19 protein-coding genes are annotated in these 18,560 nt (G+C 44.1%); 8 read left to right on the forward strand and 11 right to left on the reverse strand.

What is annotated here, in order from left to right; translation table 11 throughout:
- Positions 1-171 precede the first annotated feature (171 nt).
- Positions 172-1,311, forward strand: coding sequence for a glutamate--cysteine ligase (gshA, locus tag HWQ38_RS15095; RefSeq protein ID WP_292794811.1), 1,140 nt, complete (start codon positions 172-174; stop codon positions 1,309-1,311).
- A gap of 284 nt (positions 1,312-1,595) precedes the next feature.
- On the opposite strand, the gene HWQ38_RS15100 is transcribed toward gshA, so the two are convergent.
- The gene (locus HWQ38_RS15100) at positions 1,596-2,573 is read right to left on the reverse strand and encodes a D-glycerate dehydrogenase (protein WP_292794813.1); all 978 of its coding nucleotides are present in this window, start codon (positions 2,571-2,573) and stop codon (positions 1,596-1,598) included.
- A 575-nt stretch (positions 2,574-3,148) separates the two neighbouring features.
- Here HWQ38_RS15100 and HWQ38_RS15105 point away from each other — a divergent pair.
- Positions 3,149-4,054: a cation diffusion facilitator family transporter gene (locus HWQ38_RS15105; protein ID WP_292794815.1), complete on the forward strand. Its 906-nt coding sequence runs from the start codon at positions 3,149-3,151 to the stop codon at positions 4,052-4,054.
- Positions 4,055-4,164: 110 nt separating this feature from the next.
- On the opposite strand, the gene HWQ38_RS15110 is transcribed toward HWQ38_RS15105, so the two are convergent.
- On the reverse strand, positions 4,165-4,578 hold the full coding sequence (locus HWQ38_RS15110; protein WP_292794817.1) for a response regulator: 414 nt from the start codon (positions 4,576-4,578) through the stop codon (positions 4,165-4,167).
- A gap of 229 nt (positions 4,579-4,807) precedes the next feature.
- Here HWQ38_RS15110 and HWQ38_RS15115 point away from each other — a divergent pair, with 229 nt between their 5' ends.
- Positions 4,808-5,125: a hypothetical protein gene (locus tag HWQ38_RS15115; protein WP_292794819.1), complete on the forward strand. Its 318-nt coding sequence runs from the start codon at positions 4,808-4,810 to the stop codon at positions 5,123-5,125.
- Positions 5,122-5,484 carry an aspartyl protease gene (locus tag HWQ38_RS15120; protein WP_292794821.1) on the forward strand — a complete coding sequence of 121 codons (363 nt, stop codon included), beginning with the start codon at positions 5,122-5,124 and terminating at the stop codon, positions 5,482-5,484. The genes HWQ38_RS15115 and HWQ38_RS15120 overlap by 4 nt, the downstream gene beginning before the upstream one ends.
- Positions 5,485-5,580: 96 nt before the next feature.
- On the opposite strand, the gene guaA is transcribed toward HWQ38_RS15120, so the two are convergent.
- From guaA to HWQ38_RS15160, 8 genes are all read right to left on the reverse strand, one after another.
- A complete protein-coding gene (gene guaA / locus HWQ38_RS15125; RefSeq protein ID WP_292794823.1) occupies positions 5,581-7,200 on the reverse strand; it encodes a glutamine-hydrolyzing GMP synthase in 1,620 nt (539 codons plus the stop codon).
- A 224-nt stretch (positions 7,201-7,424) separates the two neighbouring features.
- Positions 7,425-8,540, reverse strand: a complete 1,116-nt coding sequence (gene cbiD, locus HWQ38_RS15130; protein WP_292794825.1) for a cobalt-precorrin-5B (C(1))-methyltransferase CbiD — start codon at positions 8,538-8,540, stop codon at positions 7,425-7,427.
- Between the two features lie 170 nt (positions 8,541-8,710).
- Positions 8,711-8,893 carry a type II toxin-antitoxin system HicA family toxin gene (locus HWQ38_RS15135; protein ID WP_292794827.1) on the reverse strand — a complete coding sequence of 61 codons (183 nt, stop codon included), beginning with the start codon at positions 8,891-8,893 and terminating at the stop codon, positions 8,711-8,713.
- Positions 8,890-9,081, reverse strand: coding sequence for a hypothetical protein (locus HWQ38_RS15140; protein WP_292794829.1), 192 nt, complete (start codon positions 9,079-9,081; stop codon positions 8,890-8,892). Before HWQ38_RS15140 ends, HWQ38_RS15135 begins: the two co-directional genes overlap by 4 nt.
- A gap of 172 nt (positions 9,082-9,253) precedes the next feature.
- Positions 9,254-9,496 carry a hypothetical protein gene (locus HWQ38_RS15145; RefSeq protein WP_292794831.1) on the reverse strand — a complete coding sequence of 81 codons (243 nt, stop codon included), beginning with the start codon at positions 9,494-9,496 and terminating at the stop codon, positions 9,254-9,256.
- A gap of 222 nt (positions 9,497-9,718) precedes the next feature.
- The gene (locus tag HWQ38_RS15150; RefSeq protein WP_292794833.1) at positions 9,719-10,015 is read right to left on the reverse strand and encodes a hypothetical protein; all 297 of its coding nucleotides are present in this window, start codon (positions 10,013-10,015) and stop codon (positions 9,719-9,721) included.
- A gap of 36 nt (positions 10,016-10,051) precedes the next feature.
- The gene (locus HWQ38_RS15155) at positions 10,052-10,648 is read right to left on the reverse strand and encodes a DUF3177 family protein (protein ID WP_292794835.1); all 597 of its coding nucleotides are present in this window, start codon (positions 10,646-10,648) and stop codon (positions 10,052-10,054) included.
- A 632-nt stretch (positions 10,649-11,280) separates the two neighbouring features.
- A complete protein-coding gene (locus tag HWQ38_RS15160) occupies positions 11,281-11,526 on the reverse strand; it encodes a Calvin cycle protein CP12 (protein WP_292769998.1) in 246 nt (81 codons plus the stop codon).
- A gap of 682 nt (positions 11,527-12,208) precedes the next feature.
- Here HWQ38_RS15160 and HWQ38_RS15165 point away from each other — a divergent pair.
- From HWQ38_RS15165 to kdpA, 3 genes are all read left to right on the forward strand, one after another.
- On the forward strand, positions 12,209-13,444 hold the full coding sequence (locus tag HWQ38_RS15165) for an FIST N-terminal domain-containing protein (protein ID WP_292794837.1): 1,236 nt from the start codon (positions 12,209-12,211) through the stop codon (positions 13,442-13,444).
- Positions 13,445-13,500: 56 nt separating this feature from the next.
- Positions 13,501-13,743, forward strand: coding sequence for a hypothetical protein (locus HWQ38_RS15170; RefSeq protein ID WP_292794839.1), 243 nt, complete (start codon positions 13,501-13,503; stop codon positions 13,741-13,743).
- 530 nt (positions 13,744-14,273) lie between these two features.
- Positions 14,274-16,019 carry a potassium-transporting ATPase subunit KdpA gene (gene kdpA, locus HWQ38_RS15175; RefSeq protein ID WP_292794841.1) on the forward strand — a complete coding sequence of 582 codons (1,746 nt, stop codon included), beginning with the start codon at positions 14,274-14,276 and terminating at the stop codon, positions 16,017-16,019.
- Positions 16,020-16,123: 104 nt separating this feature from the next.
- Here the strand turns inward: kdpA and HWQ38_RS15180 are convergent, their stop codons facing one another.
- Positions 16,124-16,387, reverse strand: coding sequence for a hypothetical protein (locus HWQ38_RS15180; protein WP_292794843.1), 264 nt, complete (start codon positions 16,385-16,387; stop codon positions 16,124-16,126).
- Between the two features lie 29 nt (positions 16,388-16,416).
- Here HWQ38_RS15180 and kdpB point away from each other — a divergent pair, with 29 nt between their 5' ends.
- On the forward strand, positions 16,417-18,558 hold the full coding sequence (gene kdpB / locus HWQ38_RS15185; RefSeq protein ID WP_292794845.1) for a potassium-transporting ATPase subunit KdpB: 2,142 nt from the start codon (positions 16,417-16,419) through the stop codon (positions 18,556-18,558).
- Positions 18,559-18,560: the final 2 nt, after the last annotated feature.

Genomic DNA, 18,560 nt, shown 5'->3' on the forward strand with positions numbered 1-18,560 from the left:
TCATACTTCAATAGTAATAATTTTTTGGAAGAGAACTAATAAATCTGTCTTCCTGATTTCGTGTAAGTTGGCAATAAAATGATTCTTAACCTTTGATTGACTTAAAGATAGATACAGAAATTCGTCTTATTTAGATACAATTTATAGGCAGAGAGAGCCGAGGAGAACAAGGTGGTTTTATTAAAAGGCTTTGAAATAGAGATATACACTGGCACGCCTCAAGGTGAAATCGTCGGCCTCTCCGACAAGATTGTTGCAGATTTGGATGGATTTATGCGGGAGCCAGATAGCCGCAATGTCGAATACATAACCGAACCATCCCCTAATTACGATAATTTATTGTGTGCTTTGCTGCGTCCCCGGCGAGAGTTGCGAAACTACCTCGATCGCTTGGGCAATTACACTTTGATCCCAGGAAGTACTCTATCTTTGGGTGGGAGCGATCGCTTTCTGCGTTCCGATCCAGCAAACCCTTATCATGACTACATTGAGAACACCTACGGAACAAAAGTAGTCACCGCTAGCGTACATATTAATGTCGGCATCAGCGACCCAGAAGTATTAATGCGAGCGTGTCGGGTGATCCGTATGGAAGCACCTCTATTTCTCGCCCTCAGCGCCTCATCTCCCTTCCTGGATGGGAAAACTACTGGCTATCACTCCACCCGTTGGGGACTCTTTCCGCAAACGCCTAGCCATGTGCCGTTATTTGCCAGCCACGCCGATCATATTCAATGGGTGGAAGATCAACTCGCTGCTGGAACAATGCAAAATATACGGCATTTGTGGGCATCAGTGCGCCCAAATGGCGATCGCCGTCCCTATGACTTGAATCGCCTAGAATTGCGAATTTGTGATTTAGTCACAGATCCCATTGCCTTGCTAGCGATTAGTGCCTTATTAGAAGCGCGTTTATTGCAAATAATCGAAAATCCCAGCATCGATCCGTTAACTCAAAGTACTTTCTCTGCTGAAGAACTCGTCACCCTGACTGCTGAGAATGAAGCTGCTGCTGCTGTTGGTAGTCTTGATGCTCATTTGAGGCATTGGCAAGATGGCAGAAGCATCTTAGCCAGAGATTGGATTTCTCAAATGTACCAAGATGTTTGGGCGATCGCTAAACAACAAGGCTTTAGCTGTTTCCTTTCCCCTTTGCACAAAATCCTCCGCGAAGGCAATGAAGCTCAACAGTGGTTACAATTACACGCAGTCGGTTTTGACAGCCAACGCGTCATCACTCAGGCGATTGTTGCCACCCAAGAACACGAAATCGAACTCGAAGACAAATTGTGTTCCTCTCTGCTGGCTTAGAAGTTCTGCGTTAGCGTTGGCGTAGCCTCTCGTAGAGAAGCTCACCGTTGGCGTTCGCGTTAGCGTCTCTGAAAGAGAAGCCTCTCGTAGAGAAGGTATCGCTAAACTAGGGATTTCCCACAAATAAATTACTACTACTTGTGGGGTGGGCAGCGTTCGATGGTTCCTGAGCTTTGTCGAAGGACTGAGCGCTCACGCCGAAGTCTTGCCCGCCTTTGGTTGCTGGGCGGGCGAGACGCCCACCCCACAATAAATAATTGGATATTTTTTTATTTGTCAGTCCCTTAAAAATTGTAAACTTCAGGGTTAACACAATCAGCCAAATGATCACCTGTCAATCCTGCAATTAAGTTAGCGATCGCCATTGTTGCCATTTTTGAGCGCGTTTGACGGCTGGCACTGCCGATATGAGGTGCAATAATCAGATTATCTAGGGTCAACAATGGGCTATCGCTGGGGAGCGGTTCTGGTTCTGTAACATCCACAGCTGCACCGGCGATTTTACCATTTGCAAGGGCACGATACAGAGAATCTGGATCTACAATAGTTCCTCGTGCTGTATTGATCAAAATAGCCGATTGCTTCATCAACTCAAATTGGCGATCGCTAATAAGATGATAAGTATCATCAGCAGATGGCGTATGCAGTGTCACAAAGTCGGACTCTTCCAGTAAGTGTTCTAACGGATAAAACTCCACACCTAGAGATTGTTCTAATTCTGGCTGGCATCGTTGCCGACTCGTATACAAAATCCGCATTTCAAAGCCTTTAGCACGACGAGCGATCGCTTGACCAATCCGCCCAAAACCAACAATGCCCAAGGTAGCACCTGTAACATTCGGCCCCAATAACAAGTCTGGTTCCCAAGTCTGCCATAAACCTGCACGAGTAAACCGATCTGCCTCCACTACTCGCCGTGCTGCTGCCATTAATAGTGCCCAGGTAAAATCTGCGGTAGCATCGGTTAATACACCAGGAGTATAACCGACAGGAATCTGCCGTGCCGTAGCGGCGGCAATGTCAATGTTATCGTAACCCACCGCCATTTGACTGATGACTTTGAGTTTTCCAGACTCTATCAATTGCCGATCAATTTGGTCAGTGAGCAGGCAGAGCAATCCATCTATTTCCTTGACTTTTTCTAGTAAAATTTTGTGGGGAGGGGGTTGCCGTTCTGGCCAAACTTCCACAGTGGCGAGCGATCGCAGTTGCTCTAATTCAATGGGTAGACGACGAGTAATGAAGACTTTAGTTTGAAGCATAGTTTTGGAAATAATTTAGGTTCTACCGCTCCCTTTATCTCAAACAAATAAATAATACCAATTCTGTATGAAGACGCGCTAAACCATATTTAATAGGACTTACGCAAATGACACGTTGTAGGGACAATTCATGAATTGCCCCTACCTGAAAATGACCGTTTCAGCTATTGTTTGCGTAAGTCCTGTTTAAGTTGGAGCAATTCAGGCAGAGATCGTTAAAGCAGGAATCGCGTGACTTTTAGTCATCCGAGGTTTAAAATAATTCCAAATATATTGGCAAGCTTCTTTTATCCCAAATTACACTAATCCCCTGTCAGGGATCTCGATACAACTGTAGACTTTTCAAACATCCTCTTAACGGGAAAGATCCGCTCTTCAAAGCAAAGCTATTACTAATAACTATAAAGCTTGTAGCGTATTTTAGTTAAGAAAGAGTCTTAATAGATTCCGCTAATTTAAAAGATTATCGAGAGAATTAATCCTTACAGCGTAAGAGTTTGATACATTTTCTTTGTATTTATTTGTGTTTGGAGTTATACATTAGAAATCATAGAACTTGATGTGAGAAATTATCTATGACTTACGATAACCGCGCCGAAGTGCGAAAGGTTTTAATTATTACCCTATTGCTCAACCTGTTTGTACTGGGATTGAAAGCACTTGTGGGCTACTGGACAGGTTCTTTGAGTTTGCTAGCTGATGCCTTGCATAGTGTGACAGATAGTGCAAACAACGTTTTAGGATTAATTGCGAGTAAATTTTCTTCTCCCCAACCCGATCGCGAGCATCCCTACGGACATCACAAATTTGAAGCAGTCGGAGCTTTAGGAATTGCCTCATTTTTAGGAATAGCCTGTTTTGAAATTCTGCAAGGAGCAATCGAACGAATTCTCAAAGGTGGTGGTGAACCTGTGATCATATCACCACCGGAGTTGTGGTTATTACTAATTGTGCTGGGCGTGAATATTTTTGTCGCCTTTTACGAACGTCGTGTAGGTAGGCGGGTAGGTAGCTCAATTCTCATTGCTGACGCGACACATACGATGAGCGATATTTGGGTGACAATCTCTGTAATTGCCGGTTTGATCGGAGTTTGGCTAGGTTATCAATGGATGGATTTGGTGTTAGCTTTTCCTGTCGCTTTGCTGGTATTTTGGAGTGGTTGGTCAGTTTTAAAAGAGAATTTGCCTTCGCTGGTGGATCAAATGGCGATCGCACCAGAAGCAATACATACGATCGCTACTTCTGTTCCAGGTGTAATTAACTGTCATGATATTGCCTCTCGCGGTGTTCTTGGTCGTCAAGTATTCATTGAAATGCATTTAATAGTCGATGCAACAGACGTAGAAACCGCCCACCAACTCACCGAAGAAGTAGAAAGACGATTAGAAGAACGGTTTCGTCCAGTCAGGATTTTAATTCATGTTGAGCCACCAGGATATAAGTCTGAGCAAATTAGCTTTGAAACTGGAGCTAAATAGTTATTCCGTAACTTGTGCGTAAGTCCTAACCAAAAATGATGTTGTAAAACCTTGATTTCTGCATTTAAAAAATATGATCAAGAACATGTTAACAATTCAAAATTCAAAATTCAAAATTCCAAATTAATCTGATCAGAAGCAACCAAATTTGCGACGATCGCAACTAGTTCTCCTGGATCAACTGGTTTAGCCACATGAGTCTGAAAGCCTGCTTCCAGGGCAAGGCTACGATACTCGCTATCGCTGTATGCAGTCAAGGCGATCGCGGGAAGTTTTCCCCAAATATCAGGCTTCAGCGCCCTGATCTTGCGGATGAGGGTGTAGCCATCTTCACCAGGCATAGCAATATCACAAATCAACACATCTGGTTGCAACTCAGGTAGTACTTTCAATGCTACCTCTGCCGATGCAACTGCCATGACGGTGGCTCCATCAGCTTCCAACACGGTAGTAATGTAAAAGCGGCTATCCTCATCATCATCAACTACGAGGATGTTTAAGCCAGCAAGGGGAACAGGTTTCATAACATCTCCATTAACGTTGATCAAATGAAAGTTATTTCTAATTAGCTGCTTGTTTTTTTCTCTCTAACCACACCATTGCTAATTTTACTGCGATCGCGCCTATTTTCCGAGAAAATAACTTAATTCGTCTAGCCATCATCCATTTTGCGGCTAGTTGTTCGCTGGTATTAATAAACTATGGTGAAGATGCTTGAAAATATAGATATTGCTTTAAATGTGAGAGCCAACCATGACTGAAGCCAAAGCTACCCCTACAGCCCGTCGGGGACGAATATTTCCTGAAATTCACTGGACAGAGGAACAAAAAGCGCAACGTGAAGCCGAACGCGAAGCTTTTTACCAATGCTGTAAACCAGTATTTGATAAAGTTAAATCGGAATTAATTGAAACTCATTACAACTGGTATGTTACTGTTGAACCCGATAGTGGAGAGTATTTCGTCGATCAGGATTTAAAAGTGGTTTGGCAACAGTGTCGTGAAAAGCATCCTGGTAAAATACACCATACTTTCCAAATTAATGAGTCTGGGGCTTGCGGCACGATATGATAGAGGGTTTTTTTGATGATCAGGATGCCCTACTTTTCGAGATTAATTTCATAACATCCCATGGATTAGAATTAGCAGTTGATGCAATGTTGGATACGGGTTTTTCAGACTGGTTAGCAATTAATCACCAAGATTTAGACGCACTTGGTTGGACTTATTTTGACCAACAAACTATGCGTACTGCACGGGTAGATGTAAGATTTGATATCTACGCAGGTAAGCTAGGAATTGATGGTAGTGAATTCAACATTCCTATTCACGTTGGTAAAGATTTAACTGAAGTTTTACTCGGTCGTCAATGGCTAACTACTCGACGGTTGGTTGTTGATATGCCATCGGGTGAATTAACTTTGGGATAAATCAATACTTGCAAATAAAAAAGTATAGTTTAAGTTTGAAAAGAGAAAAAGCGCAGAGAGAATAGATGAACTCTCTGCGCTTGTTTGCCGTTTACATTACTCCCATTCAATAGTTCCAGGCGGCTTAGAGGTGATGTCATAAACCACCCGATTCACCCCTTTCACCTCATTCACAATCCGAGTAGAAATTACTTCCAGGACATCGTAAGGCACTCTCGCCCAATCAGCAGTCATCCCATCTTCACTAGTCACAATCCGCAAAACAATCGGGTAAGCGTAAGTACGTTGATCCCCCATAACGCCAACACTACGAATTGGCAGCAATACAGCAAATGCTTGCCAGAAATCATGATACATCCCGCGTTGATTAATTTCTTGCCGCACAATTAAATCGGCATCGCGCAAAATGTTTAACCGCTCAGATGTGACTTCCCCTAGAATGCGAATTGCCAAACCAGGCCCAGGAAAAGGTTGGCGTTGGACAATCTCTTCTGGTAAACCAATGGAACGCCCAACTTTGCGGACTTCATCTTTAAATAGTTTCCGCAGTGGTTCCACCAATTTAAATCTTAGGTCTTTGGGCAAACCGCCAACATTGTGATGACTCTTAATTTTCACCGCTACCCGCTCACCAGTTTGGGGTTCAACGTTGGTGTCAGCAGATTCGATCACATCTGGATAAAGAGTCCCTTGAGCCAGATAGTCAAACTGACCGAGGCGCTTGGATGTTTCCTCAAATACGCTGATAAATTCGTGTCCGATGCGGCGGCGTTTTTCTTCAGGATCTGTAATCTGTGCGATCGCAGCTAAAAAGCGATCGCGAGCATTAACATACTCTACAGGAATGTGAAACTGCTCTTGAAACAGCTTTACCAATCGCTCTGGCTCATACTTTCGCATAAAGCCTTGATCGATAAACACGCAAGTCAGTTGGTCGCCAATCGCTTTATACAGCAAGAAGGCCAACGTAGAAGAATCCACTCCCCCAGACAGCGCCAACAGCACCCGCTTCTGTCCAACTCTGGCGCGAATTTCTCGAATTGCGTCTTCGACAAAAGCCGATGTTGTCCAACTAGGTTCGCAATCGCAGATATGATAGACAAAATTACGGATTAATGCTATACCGCCAATAGAATGCACCACCTCTGGATGGAACTGAACGCCGTAAAGTTTCCGTTCATGGTTAGCAACCGCAGCACAGGGAGTATTTTCAGTATGTGCGAGCAATTCAAACCCTGATGGCATTTGGGTAACTGAGTCTCCATGACTCATCCACATGGTAGTGCCATCTTCAACGTTAGTCAGCAAATCTGTGGGATCATCAATATATAATGATGCTTTGCCGTATTCACCTCGGTCAGCCTTTGCCACTTCTCCACCGAGTTGGTTTACCATCAGCTGCATCCCATAGCAAACACCTAAAATGGGTATTCCCAAATTCCAGATTTCAGGGTCACAATGGGGAGCGTGATCACCATAAACCGAACTCGGTCCACCAGAGAGGATGATTCCCTTCGGATTGAGTTGGCGCAAATGTGCAGAAGTAGTGCGATAGGACAAAACTTCAGAGTATACTTGAGTCTCGCGGATGCGACGGGCAATCAGCTCAGAATATTGGGAGCCAAAGTCCAGAATTACAATCAATTGACGATCAAGCCGCCCAAAATTTTCTAATGTTTGAGGCGCTTGTTGTGTTGGTATCACCGCTGTATTCATGACGGGAGAGTTATATCTGTTAAGGGTAGATGCTTTGTGGTCTATGGTGATGCTATTATTCAGCCTGGGCAGGCTGATAATGGTATAGAGAGCCTTTACAAACGCGAGTTTATGTGCGTTTGTCTAGTCCCTGAGTCGGAAATGGTATGAAAACGATAAACTTATCCGAAAGTGGTTACTTAAAAGACTATTTATTTGGATTGTTTACGATTAGTTATAATAAATTAACATAATTTTCCTATCAACAGACCAGCAGTTTTACTCTTCACGATAATTTTGCGATCGCGGTCAAAAAGAATCGAGCCACAGATTGTTACTCCTGTGCCCCTTTCGCTATGGCTTTGAATGTATTCTTGAGAACGAACATCGATAGTTTCGGCGATCGCAGTGTAAACTTGATTTACCCAATCACTACCAGTTTCAGCATCTAGCGATCGTAAATATGTTAGTGCTGCTTCGGCGGTCGCACTATTAAACACAACTTGGATATCTGGTGATTTTAAACCAGCGATCGCACAGTGCGCGGCTAAAATTTCCCGGCGTCCATCAGCCAAGTAGTGATGGGTGTGAAAAATTCCCCCAGCCAATTTCATCAGCTTACCGTGATAACCAAATAATAAGATTTCTTTCACAGCCAGCACATCAGCTTCTACTAACATTGGACCGAGCCAGTTAGCAGTTTTGACCAATTGCTCAGGATTAATTCCTAGTTTACGCGCCAAATCTAGGCCATTTTCCCCGATACAGAATACTAAACTCTCAAACCGACTAGCTTTATTTTGTAATTCGCTACGAAAAACTGCAAGTTGATCTGGTGTACTTAAGGGTTGAGAAATGCCAGTTGTGCCTAAAAGGGAAAGTCCTTCAACCACACCAAAGGCAGAATTTGAAGTTCTAACAGCAAGCGATCGCCCTTGGGGTAGAATAATCGTCACCGTGATTTTTTCCCCCGGTGCTAGCATTCGTTGCAAATTCTCTTGCAACAGCCTTTGAGCATAAGCATAAATAGCCGCCTTGTCATCAGCATTTAATTGCCTGCCAATTCCTTCGCCTCCTTTAATAATTACAGCATCATCACCCTGTTGTCGCCATTCCACCAATGCCCAAATCGGTGTATCTTTAGTGAGGTCAAGATTATCACCGGGATCGCTGCGGGTGATTGCTAAAGCCATACTTTCAGATAGTCCTGCTACCTGTTCAATTGGGATTTCTGCAATTTGAGCGGGTTCAATCAAATCTACAGACGCGAATTTTAGGGGTTGGCGATCGCGTAACCAGTGTAAAGCTGCAAGAGCAGCAGCGATTGCAAATACCGGGAGTGTGTATCCAGAACGGGACATTTTGTAAATTTAAAAGTCAAAATAATTCTTCAAAAATAAAAACAGTTTCAAATGGTAATTTAGACCTCAACTATAGCTTGCTTCCTTCAGGGTAACGGTAAAGTTGAGCCGATGCAGATACCCTCATATTCTCACCAAATAACCTCTCAGCGTTCGGTTCCAACGCCGTGTTAGCCATCCTTACCAAGCATTTTGATGATGTGTTTGGCAAGCAGTTCTTTAATTTCTTGATGCCTTGGAACAGGTTGAGATACTTTCGTTCTTGGGTTCTGATACCAGTCATGTTTACCACCATGACAAATAAATACACAACCCATTTCTTCCAGGGGTTTAATCAAGTCCCGTCGTTTCACGATCCCTCAAGTTGAGCCACTCTTCGGACATTGGGGATTGTGCCATTCGTTAATTCTTTGTAAATATCAGTTAAGTTCTCCTTCAATTCGTTTTCGGTTTCTGCCTGAGTCCAGTAGTCTGGATACTCCTGGAGATAGCCAAGCCACATCTCCTCATCTTGCCAGTAAACATATTTCTTGGTTGTCATCGGGTGAATGACTTATGAACTTCTCCAACTATGTCAACCATCTTATCAAACAGGGCGATCGCACTATCATAGTCGTCCAGAGTCCTACTCACTGAGCAAACTGTCAGCCTGCAATGGATACACATGGCGTACAGCTAATAGATATACCAACGCTATGCTTAAAGGCTTGCGGTTAGGGTGTGTCGCCCTCTGTGACTTGTGGCATTGACTCAATTAGTGCCCTTAGCACCTTATTGACTGATTCTGGTGTTGTAAAAACTTGAGCTACATCTTCATCTAGAACCACAACTTTTAGCAATTGCTTTCTACTTTGAGCAGCAAAGCGGTTAGGCTTCGCCTTTTTATAATCAAAGTGGTACTCAGCTAGAAGCTCGTCGTCTGAATTGTATGACTCCTCAAAAGGCGTTTTGCTCATAATCTTCACGCTTCCTTCGAGTGGCTAAACGGGCACTGATAATGCGAATGATAAACGAAACATCATGCTTCTCAAGGTTTAACGCTGCCTTCTTTGGGTTCCACTCAAATTCCATGCAAAATTTTTTCTGCCACCTTGTCCTGGAGTTTAGCAAGGCTGTGACGATGCTCCATCAACAATCACAAAGTCACCCTTGCCACAAAATTACGAATTACGAATTAGTTAGACTCCCGCTCCTGATAATAGAGCTTCCATAGCTGACCAAGAAATTCCTTGTTGAATATAACGCGGGGCTTCAGGATTGTAAGGACTGGTTACTCGGTCAATGTTGAGGATGTTTGCCCCATCTGGCATAACTGGTACATCTGCATCAAATGCCGTTGGACGCATCAAAGAACTGGAAAAGCCTTTGAAAATAGCAATTGTATCTTGCTCATCGGCAATTTCCACCGTTACAAGTAGGACTTCTTGGCGGCGTTTAGCGGTGTATTCTTCCAGTCGCTTGCCAATGGAACTCATTTTTTTAAGAGTAGGGGTGTAGTGACGCAGCGACGGTTACTGTGGTGTGGCCGAGCGTCCCTGCTTGCCCAGCTTAATCAGAACAAAATAGCTTAAGTAAAGCACATAAATTACTAAACTAGTTATGCCAAGAAAACCTAAGAACTCAGCCTTGCTATTAGCATGGAAATATTCTTTGAATAGCAATGGAGCCTCAAACCAGACGCTACAATAGGGAGTCTTTAGCGCATTGCTAGAAAAAGCACAAACCAAAAAAGGGATAAAAGCTAGTGTACCCAAAATACAATAAACAGTTGTAGCCCAGCGCCAAGAGGTAAAAAGAAATTTCAAAGAGCCACTGGTTTGATACTCAATTTCATCGTTGAGATCCACCCAGAACCATAGCGAAATCGGGATCAAAATCCGAGCCATCAACCCAGAGATAAAGCTAACTGGATATTGGGCAATCATTAAGTAAATCGTGATTGCCACCAAGCTTGATATTCGCCAGTATATAGTCAATAAGCGTTGTATGCTTTCTGCTTTTTGTACAAATGCCCAAATCAGAAGAATTAGCGGAATAATTACCAGGAATAATACCGCCAGTCGGTAATCAATCCAGACAAAAGGGCGAAACCAAATATTATAGTCCATAGTTGTTCTCAAACAATAAATAAAAAAGAATTTAGAAGTCAGGAGTCAGAATAAATCAACTAGGGTTTTATCCACTACCTGATTGTAGACCGCTTAATAAGGCAGGGATCTTAAACTCTTTCAGTATTTAGGCAAACAATAGCCGAAATCCTAATTTTCAGATAGGGGCAATAGCCTGCGGTCAGCCTTCGTCTACATGAATTCCCCCTACTAGCGTGTAGTTTTGCGTAAGTCCTACCTTTTATTTAGGAGTCAGTCGGACTCCAATTCATCCTGAATTCTTTTTGATAATAGTTTAATCAAAGCATAAAGCTCAGTGGTTAGCCTCAAGACTGCGCTCTAACTTCTTTCTCTAAGCAAGTGGCTCTCCAACTCATCCGATTTCACGAAATTTATACTACAAACAAGTTTATAGGGGCGTACAGATGTACGCCCCTATAGCTAATTGATTAAATTTTAACCCTTAGACATTCCTAACTCCAGATATCTCACCAATTTTCCACCCGTTGGAGAAAATGATCAAATAGGAGAGTACTATTTTTGCCGGGAGTAGCGTAAAAGTGCGAAATCTCAGTAAGTAAATCCTGGTTGCTTGCTGACCAAAGGAACAGAAAATTTACTTGCCTCAATTTCTAGTCGTCATAAACCCGGCATTCAATTGCGTCTGGGTTATCATCACAATACTGTTCTAGAGAGTTTTTTGGCTTGCTTTGGCGTTTGTGGGAAGCTTCAGCTTGCAATTCCTCTACTGCATCCCAAGCAGCAGCACACTCTGGTGAGTTGCTACCGTTAATATCACAGACAGTACGCGCTTGTTCCACTTCTTCGTGGATTTTTTCTTGAATGTCGCTCTTTGCTGTTTCTTGGATGTTGGTCATTGCTTTAGTCTCGTTGTGTGTTGGTGAACTACCACACACCAACCGCTAGGCGGTATAGTGTGGGCTTCCCAGTTCATCGGGAATAGCCAAGAGAACTGTGTAATCCTGTTGGTCTTACATTCCCTCCAAGGGCAGAAGTCCTGGTTCCCAAGACCGAAATTTTTGATCTTGCAATATATACCTATTAGCTTGGTTTTCGCTTACGGCATTGATGGTCAAGATGTTTGATCATACCAAAATAAAGTTCGTTTTTCCATGTTTTTCCCACCCGCTTTATATCTCGCCACTGATTCTGAGTACATAATTCAGTGGGGAACTTCCGGTGTAAAATTTAATACTAGTATAGAAGAACTTCACAAATGGCAGTTTTTGGCTTTATTACTAACCATTCTAACCATTTAGCTGATCATAAGTTAGTGTTTTAGCCGATTGATTTCTAACCAACACAACAAAATGCTGCATCTATGATGCATTTAGCTTTATTTTTTAAGATTTTGTGGAATCAGTAGTAGAGATAAATAATCATACAATATATTGAGATGCATATATTTAAGGAATGACGACCCCAGTTTTTTGGGATGCAGGAAACAAAGGGCTGGCGTCAATTCTTGTAAAATGTAATTCTTCCCAAAATAAAAAATCAAAACCTACTAGCCTAAAAAGAGAAAGAAGCTCAAAACTCATGGCAGACCAAATGCAGTGGGCAAACGCCCTATCAACCCGTCATTCTTTGGAAGCCGCCGTTACAGATGTGGTGGAACGAGCTGTCTCATCGTTAACAGCACCTGCGGATCTAGGACTGGTATTCATTTCGTCTGCTTTTACGAGTGAGTATTCCCGACTGTTACCTTTGTTAGCTGAGAAACTTTCTGTGCCAGTGCTAATTGGCTGTAGTGGTGGAGGTGTGATTGGGACAACAGTTAGCGGAGAAACCCAAGAACTAGAAGCTGAACCAGCTATCAGCTTGACTTTAGCACACCTTCCAGGGGTGAAGATTCAAGTCTTTCATGTTGTTGCTGAAGAATTACCTGATTTAGACAGTTCACCAGATACTTGGCTTGATATGATCGGTGTGCCAGCATCACCGACACCCCAGTTTATCTTACTGTCTAGTTCCTTCGCTTCTGGAATCAACGATTTGTTGCAGGGGCTGGATTTTGCTTATCCAGGATCAGTGATCGTAGGGGGACAAGCTAGTGGTGGGGGAATGGGTGGTCGTATTGCCCTATTTTGTAACGATGCCGGCGGTGAGGAAGACCAAAGCCTGTATCGTGAGGGCACTGTTGGTATAGCTTTGACTGGCAATATTGTTTTGGAAACGATTGTCGCCCAAGGATGCCGACCGATTGGCAAACCATTGCAAGTCACAAAAGCCGATCGCAATATTATTCTGGAGTTAGATGAGAAAGTACCTCTGATGGTGTTGCGAGATTTGATTGCCAGTCTCACCGAACAAGAACGTATTTTAGCACAGCATTCTCTGTTTGTTGGTGTGGCAATGGATGAATTTAAGCTGGCTTTGCAGCAAGGAGACTTTTTAATTCGGGGTATTCTTGGGGTCGATCCAACAGCTGGGGCGATCGCAATTGGCGATCGCGTCCGTCCTGGTCAAAGGCTGCAATTCCACATCCGCGATGCCCAAGCTTCTGCTGAAGACCTAGAATTACTCCTCCAAAGTTATCAACACAAACGAGAATCTGAACCCTCTGCCGTAGCTGCCTTGATGTTTTCCTGTCTGGGGCGAGGTGAAGGACTATATGGTAAACCCAATTTCGATTCGGAACTATTTCGGCGCTACCTTAACGATATTCCTGTAGGCGGCTTTTTCTGTGGCGGTGAAATCGGCCCTGTTGGTGGCAGAACGTTCTTACACGCCTACACTTCAGCATTTGGAATTTGTCGCCAAAATCAGTTATAAAAAACTCCACCCACAAGGGGATGGAGTTTTTGGGCATGGGGAATGGGGCATAGGGCATGGGAAAGAAGTTACCTGTTTGGACTATGCCCTATGCCCCAAGGGTTGGGACGGCTATCCAGCCCTTTCAAGGTGGTGAAATTTGGAACGAAGATTGGTTATTTCAACCTTCAAAAAACCCAAAATCTGAGCCGGGATTCAAGATGGCAGCACTAAAACAACGTATCTTCGTTTGTCACCTTGAAAGGGCTAGTATTCAGGACTTACGCATTGACAATAAATACCAAATAGGTATCAGGTGAAAAACCACATCTTTCGTAGGGGTTTAGCATGCTAAACCCCTACAGCATTGTCTATTTACGACCAAAAGATAATTAATAAAAGCCGGAAACAACCTATTTTGATTGAGGCATATCATGATGAATTTGTACAGTGGTTAAGTACTAGTATTTTTATTGGTTAGCGATCGCCTAAAATCTTCTCAATAAGTAGGCGATTGAGATGGAAACATTATTCTTGACAAGATGTGTTTACCCTGCGGCTATAGCTGTTTGTTTAGCATTTAGCTGTCCTTCTATATTTGCAGATATATCGAGATAAACACTCTAAATATTTGTATATATAGACAAATATATTCCTTGTATAGGGTAGTTTAAATATGAATTTATACCTTGTGTTCTTGAGCAAAAAGCTCGATGATTAATTGAGAAAGCTCATAGCTATAGGTTAGTTAATCATAATGCTGCTATACTTCATTGTTTTTTCTGATTCATCGCCAGAAAATATCTGATATTCATCTGAAATTTATTCATGTCGGAGTTCGACTAATCCAATGCTACAAGGATGGATTCAAATTGCATTAACGCTACTAATTATAGTAGTGATAACTCCATTTTTTGGGAAATACATGGCTCGTGTATTCCTAGAACAAAGTACTTTTCTCGACGTGATTTTGAATCCGCTTGAACGAGTGCTTTATTCTTTGGTTGGCGTTCAAACCCAAGAAAATATGACGGGTTGGCAGTATGCGCGATCAATACTGTACAGCAATGTAGTCATGGCGTTGCTGATTTTCTTCGTGATCGCAAATCAGGGATGGCTACCCCTTAACCCAACCAAGATAGGCGCCCCAACCTGGGACACCATAGTACACACTACAATTTCCTTTATTACCAATACCAACCAGCAGCACTATTCTGGTGAAACTTACTTGAGCTACGGTAGTCAAATGTTGGGGCTGGGCTACCACATGTTCACCTCGGCTGCAACGGGCATAGCAGTTGCGATCGCCTTTATTCGAGGCTTGACGGGTAGACCTTTGGGCAACTTCTATGTAGACCTAATTCGCTCGATAACCCGAATTTTGCTGCCGATTAGTATTGTCGGCGGGATCGTTTTCATGGCCCTTGGTGTGCCAGAAACCTTGGCAGGACCTGCGGTGTTTCCGACTTTAGAAGACCCTAATATTAGTCAGGCGATCGCTCTTGGCCCAGTTGCCCACTTTGAAATTATCAAACAGCTAGGCGAGAATGGCGGCGGCTTTTTTGCGATCAACTCCGCACACCCCTTTGAAAATCCCAACGCATTTTCTAACTTAATTCAGATCGTGGCAATGCTTTCGATTCCCACGTCCCTGATCTTTACCTATGGCTTGTTTGCAAATAACACCAAACAAGCCTGGCTACTCTACGGCATGGTCGGTGTAATTTTTGTCGGATTTTTGATTGTCACCGCCATTGGGGAATATAACGGCAATCCGGCTGTAAATGCGCTTTTGGGCAGTCAGCAAGTGAACCTAGAGGGTAAAGAAGTCCGCTTTGGTTGGGCACAATCTGTACTGTTTGCCGTAAGTACAACTGGTACTATGTGCGGCGCTGTCAACAGTTTCCACGACTCCTTCATGCCCGCCGGCGGTTTTATTTTTCTCTCTAATATGTTCCTGCAAATCATGTGGGGCGGACAGGGTACAGGAACAGCTTACTTGTTTGCCTATAGCATCCTGGCGGTATTCGTCACTGGTTTGATGGTGGGACGCACGCCAGAATTTCTGGGACGCAAGATTGAAAAGCGTGAGGTTGTGCTTGCAAGCTTCCTGATTTTGCTGGTTCACCCCATCGCCATTTTGATTCCAGGGGCGATCGCCTTAGCTTTTCCTGACCAACTGGCAGGGATTAGCAATCCTGGGTTTCACGGCTTTTCTCAAGTAATTTACGAATATGCCTCAGCTGCTGCCAACAACGGTTCTGGCTTTGAAGGTTTAGGCGATTCACAACCTTCTCCGTTAGCGATCGCTACGGGGACAAAAACTACTGCAACCGCCCTCTGGTGGAATCTAAGTACCTGCTTCAGTTTACTAGCCGGACGCTATATTCCGATCATTGGTTTGTTGTTGTTAGCAGATAGTATGTCTCGCAAACAAGCTGTTCCCTACACGACTGGTACATTGCGAACTGATACCGGATTATTTACAGGTGTCACCGCAGGCGTGATTTTAATTCTAGGCGCACTTACATTTTTCCCAGTATTAGCATTGGGTCCCATCGGTGAAGCCTTTTTTATCGCCAAAGGTATTGGGTAGGGAGTGGGCTTGCCGTGAGCGTAGCCGAATGGGAATGGGCTTGCCGTGAGCGTAGCCGAATGGGAGTGGGGGGATGAGGGGGACAAGGAAAATTAGAGGCTGATTCATCTATCCACCTCGGAACTCCGTTCATCCACCTCGGAACTCCGTTCATCCACCTCGGAACTGGATTCATCCACCTCGGAACTGGATTCATCCACCTCGGAACTGGATTCATCCACCTCGGAACTGGATTCATCCACCTCGGAACTGGATTCATCCACCTCGGAACTGGATTCATCCACCTCGGAACTCCGTTCATCAACTTTGGAACTGGATTCATCCACTTCGGAACTGGATTCATCCACCTCGGAACTCCGTTCATCCACCTCAAAGACTCATGCCCAAAATTTAATATATGCCAACTACTACTGATTCTCCTTCAGCCCGGACTGCATCTGGAACTCGTGATTCGCGCAGGCACACGCCCAAAGCGGATTTGCGGGGACTTTATCAGAGAGCAATTCGGGAGTCATTTATCAAGCTCGATCCTCGAATTACCGTCAGAAACCCAGTTATGTTTGTTGTTTGGGTGGGGACGATTGTCACCTTTCTAGTCACCCTTAACCCAAATCTGTTTGGTACAATCCAGGCAGATATGAACCAACAACGCGTCTTAAACGGGTTGATTACCTTTATTCTGTTTTTCACACTCCTTTTTGCCAACTTTGCCGAAGCCGTAGCTGAAGGACGCGGTAAAGCCCAGGCTGATTCACTAAGAACGACGCGATCGGATACGATCGCTAACAAAATCCTCCCTGATGGTTCGATAGTAAAAGTCAGTTCTACGGAACTGCGGCGGGGGGATTTGGTGCAAGTGGTTGCAAATAATATGATTCCCGCCGATGGGGATGTAATTAAAGGTATCGGCTCAGTGGATGAGTCTGCAATTACCGGGGAATCTGCTCCTGTATTGAAGCAACCGGGTACAGATATTGCCAGTTCGGTGACAGGCGGTACACGCCTACTCTCTGACGAGTTGACAATTCGCATTAGTGCTGATCCTGGTCAAGGCTTTATTGATCGGATGATTGCCTTGGTAGAAGGGGCACAACGCACCAAGACTCCCAACGAAATTGCCTTGACAGTATTGCTAGCAGTACTAACACAGGTGTTCTTGATTGTGGTGTCAACAATACCTCCCTTTGTGGGCTATATTGCCAGCTTTATCAGCACAGCCTTTGGGGTTGAGGCGGGAAACAGTTTGCGTGCAGGTGCTAGCGTTGCCATCCTGATTTCGCTACTCGTAGCTTTGATTCCCACAACTATTGGTGGTTTGCTCAGTGCGATCGGCATCGCAGGTATGGACAGGGTTGCCCAGTTTAATGTCATCGCTACCTCTGGTCGAGCAGTAGAAGCTTGTGGTGACATCAATACGCTGGTGCTAGATAAGACAGGCACGATCACCTTGGGGAACCGCATGGCTGATGAGTTTATTCCCCTGAATAATCACTCACTAAAAGACGTGGCGCAAGTCTCCCTAGCTGCTAGCTTGTTTGACGAGACCCCAGAAGGCAAATCAATTGTAGTTTTAGCAGAAAAGTGCCAGGCTGCGGTAGACTTTAACAGTGACAAAGCCGAAGGTGTGGAGTTTTCGGCAAAAACCCGCATGAGTGGCACAAATCTACCCGATGGCAAACAAATTCGTAAAGGAGCAGTGGATGCCATTAAAGGGTTTGTCCGTTCCCGTGGCGGAGAAGTTCCTGATGATACAGACGCAGCTTATGAGCGCGTTTCCCGATTAGGAGGTACGCCCTTAGCTGTCTGCCAAGATGCCGAGATTTATGGTGTCATCTACCTCAAAGATATTGTCAAACCTGGTCTGCGGGAACGATTTGACCAACTCCGCCGCATGGGTGTTCGCACTGTTATGCTCACAGGTGACAACCGAATTACCGCTTCGGTAATTGCCGAAGAAGCTGGGGTTGATGATTTCATTGCCGAAGCGACTCCAGAAGACAAAATTGAAGTGATTCGCTCCGAACAATCTCAGGGTAAACTGGTGGCAATGACCGGAGATGGTACTAACGATGCCCCTGCCCTAGCTCAAGCAAACGTGGGTGTGGCAATGAACTCTGGGACACAAGCTGCTAAAGAAGCCGCTAACATGGTGGATTTAGACTCTGACCCCACGAAGCTAATTGACCTAGTAACCATCGGAAAACAGTTGTTGATTACTCGTGGAGCATTGACAACATTCTCGATCGCTAACGATATTGCTAAATATTTTGCGATCATTCCCACGATCTTTGCAGCTGCTGGAATCGGCGCACTGAATATTATGGCATTAAAGAGTGCCCAATCTGCGATCGTCTCGGCGCTGATTTACAATGCCTTGATTATTCCGGCATTAATTCCGCTAGCACTCAAAGGGGTAAAGTTCTTGCCTTTAACAGCAGATCAACTCCTACGTCGCAACATCTTGATCTATGGCCTTGGTGGAATCGTTGCTCCCTTCATTGCCATCAAACTGATAGATATTATCTTACCTTTGTCTTAATT

Origin of the sequence: Nostoc sp. NMS7 (genome assembly GCF_017115085.1) — a bacterium.
GTDB lineage: Bacteria > Cyanobacteriota > Cyanobacteriia > Cyanobacteriales > Nostocaceae > Nostoc.

Excerpts from the sequence above, each read along its gene's own strand:
- HWQ38_RS15145 (WP_292794831.1), bottom strand. The coding sequence starts at position 9,496 with ATGAGCAAAACGCCTTTTGAGGAGTCATACAATTCAGACGACGAGCTT.
- HWQ38_RS15115 (WP_292794819.1), top strand. The coding sequence starts at position 4,808 with ATGACTGAAGCCAAAGCTACCCCTACAGCCCGTCGGGGACGAATATTT.
- cbiD (WP_292794825.1), bottom strand. The coding sequence starts at position 8,540 with ATGTCCCGTTCTGGATACACACTCCCGGTATTTGCAATCGCTGCTGCT.
- HWQ38_RS15165 (WP_292794837.1), top strand. The coding sequence starts at position 12,209 with ATGGCAGACCAAATGCAGTGGGCAAACGCCCTATCAACCCGTCATTCT.
- HWQ38_RS15170 (WP_292794839.1), top strand. The coding sequence starts at position 13,501 with ATGGGAAAGAAGTTACCTGTTTGGACTATGCCCTATGCCCCAAGGGTT.
- HWQ38_RS15100 (WP_292794813.1), bottom strand. The coding sequence starts at position 2,573 with ATGCTTCAAACTAAAGTCTTCATTACTCGTCGTCTACCCATTGAATTA.
- HWQ38_RS15120 (WP_292794821.1), top strand. The coding sequence starts at position 5,122 with ATGATAGAGGGTTTTTTTGATGATCAGGATGCCCTACTTTTCGAGATT.
- HWQ38_RS15140 (WP_292794829.1), bottom strand. The coding sequence starts at position 9,081 with ATGACAACCAAGAAATATGTTTACTGGCAAGATGAGGAGATGTGGCTT.
- HWQ38_RS15105 (WP_292794815.1), top strand. The coding sequence starts at position 3,149 with ATGACTTACGATAACCGCGCCGAAGTGCGAAAGGTTTTAATTATTACC.
- guaA (WP_292794823.1), bottom strand. The coding sequence starts at position 7,200 with ATGAATACAGCGGTGATACCAACACAACAAGCGCCTCAAACATTAGAA.
- HWQ38_RS15150 (WP_292794833.1), bottom strand. The coding sequence starts at position 10,015 with ATGAGTTCCATTGGCAAGCGACTGGAAGAATACACCGCTAAACGCCGC.
- kdpB (WP_292794845.1), top strand. The coding sequence starts at position 16,417 with ATGCCAACTACTACTGATTCTCCTTCAGCCCGGACTGCATCTGGAACT.
- HWQ38_RS15110 (WP_292794817.1), bottom strand. The coding sequence starts at position 4,578 with ATGAAACCTGTTCCCCTTGCTGGCTTAAACATCCTCGTAGTTGATGAT.
- HWQ38_RS15155 (WP_292794835.1), bottom strand. The coding sequence starts at position 10,648 with ATGGACTATAATATTTGGTTTCGCCCTTTTGTCTGGATTGATTACCGA.
- HWQ38_RS15160 (WP_292769998.1), bottom strand. The coding sequence starts at position 11,526 with ATGACCAACATCCAAGAAACAGCAAAGAGCGACATTCAAGAAAAAATC.
- kdpA (WP_292794841.1), top strand. The coding sequence starts at position 14,274 with ATGCTACAAGGATGGATTCAAATTGCATTAACGCTACTAATTATAGTA.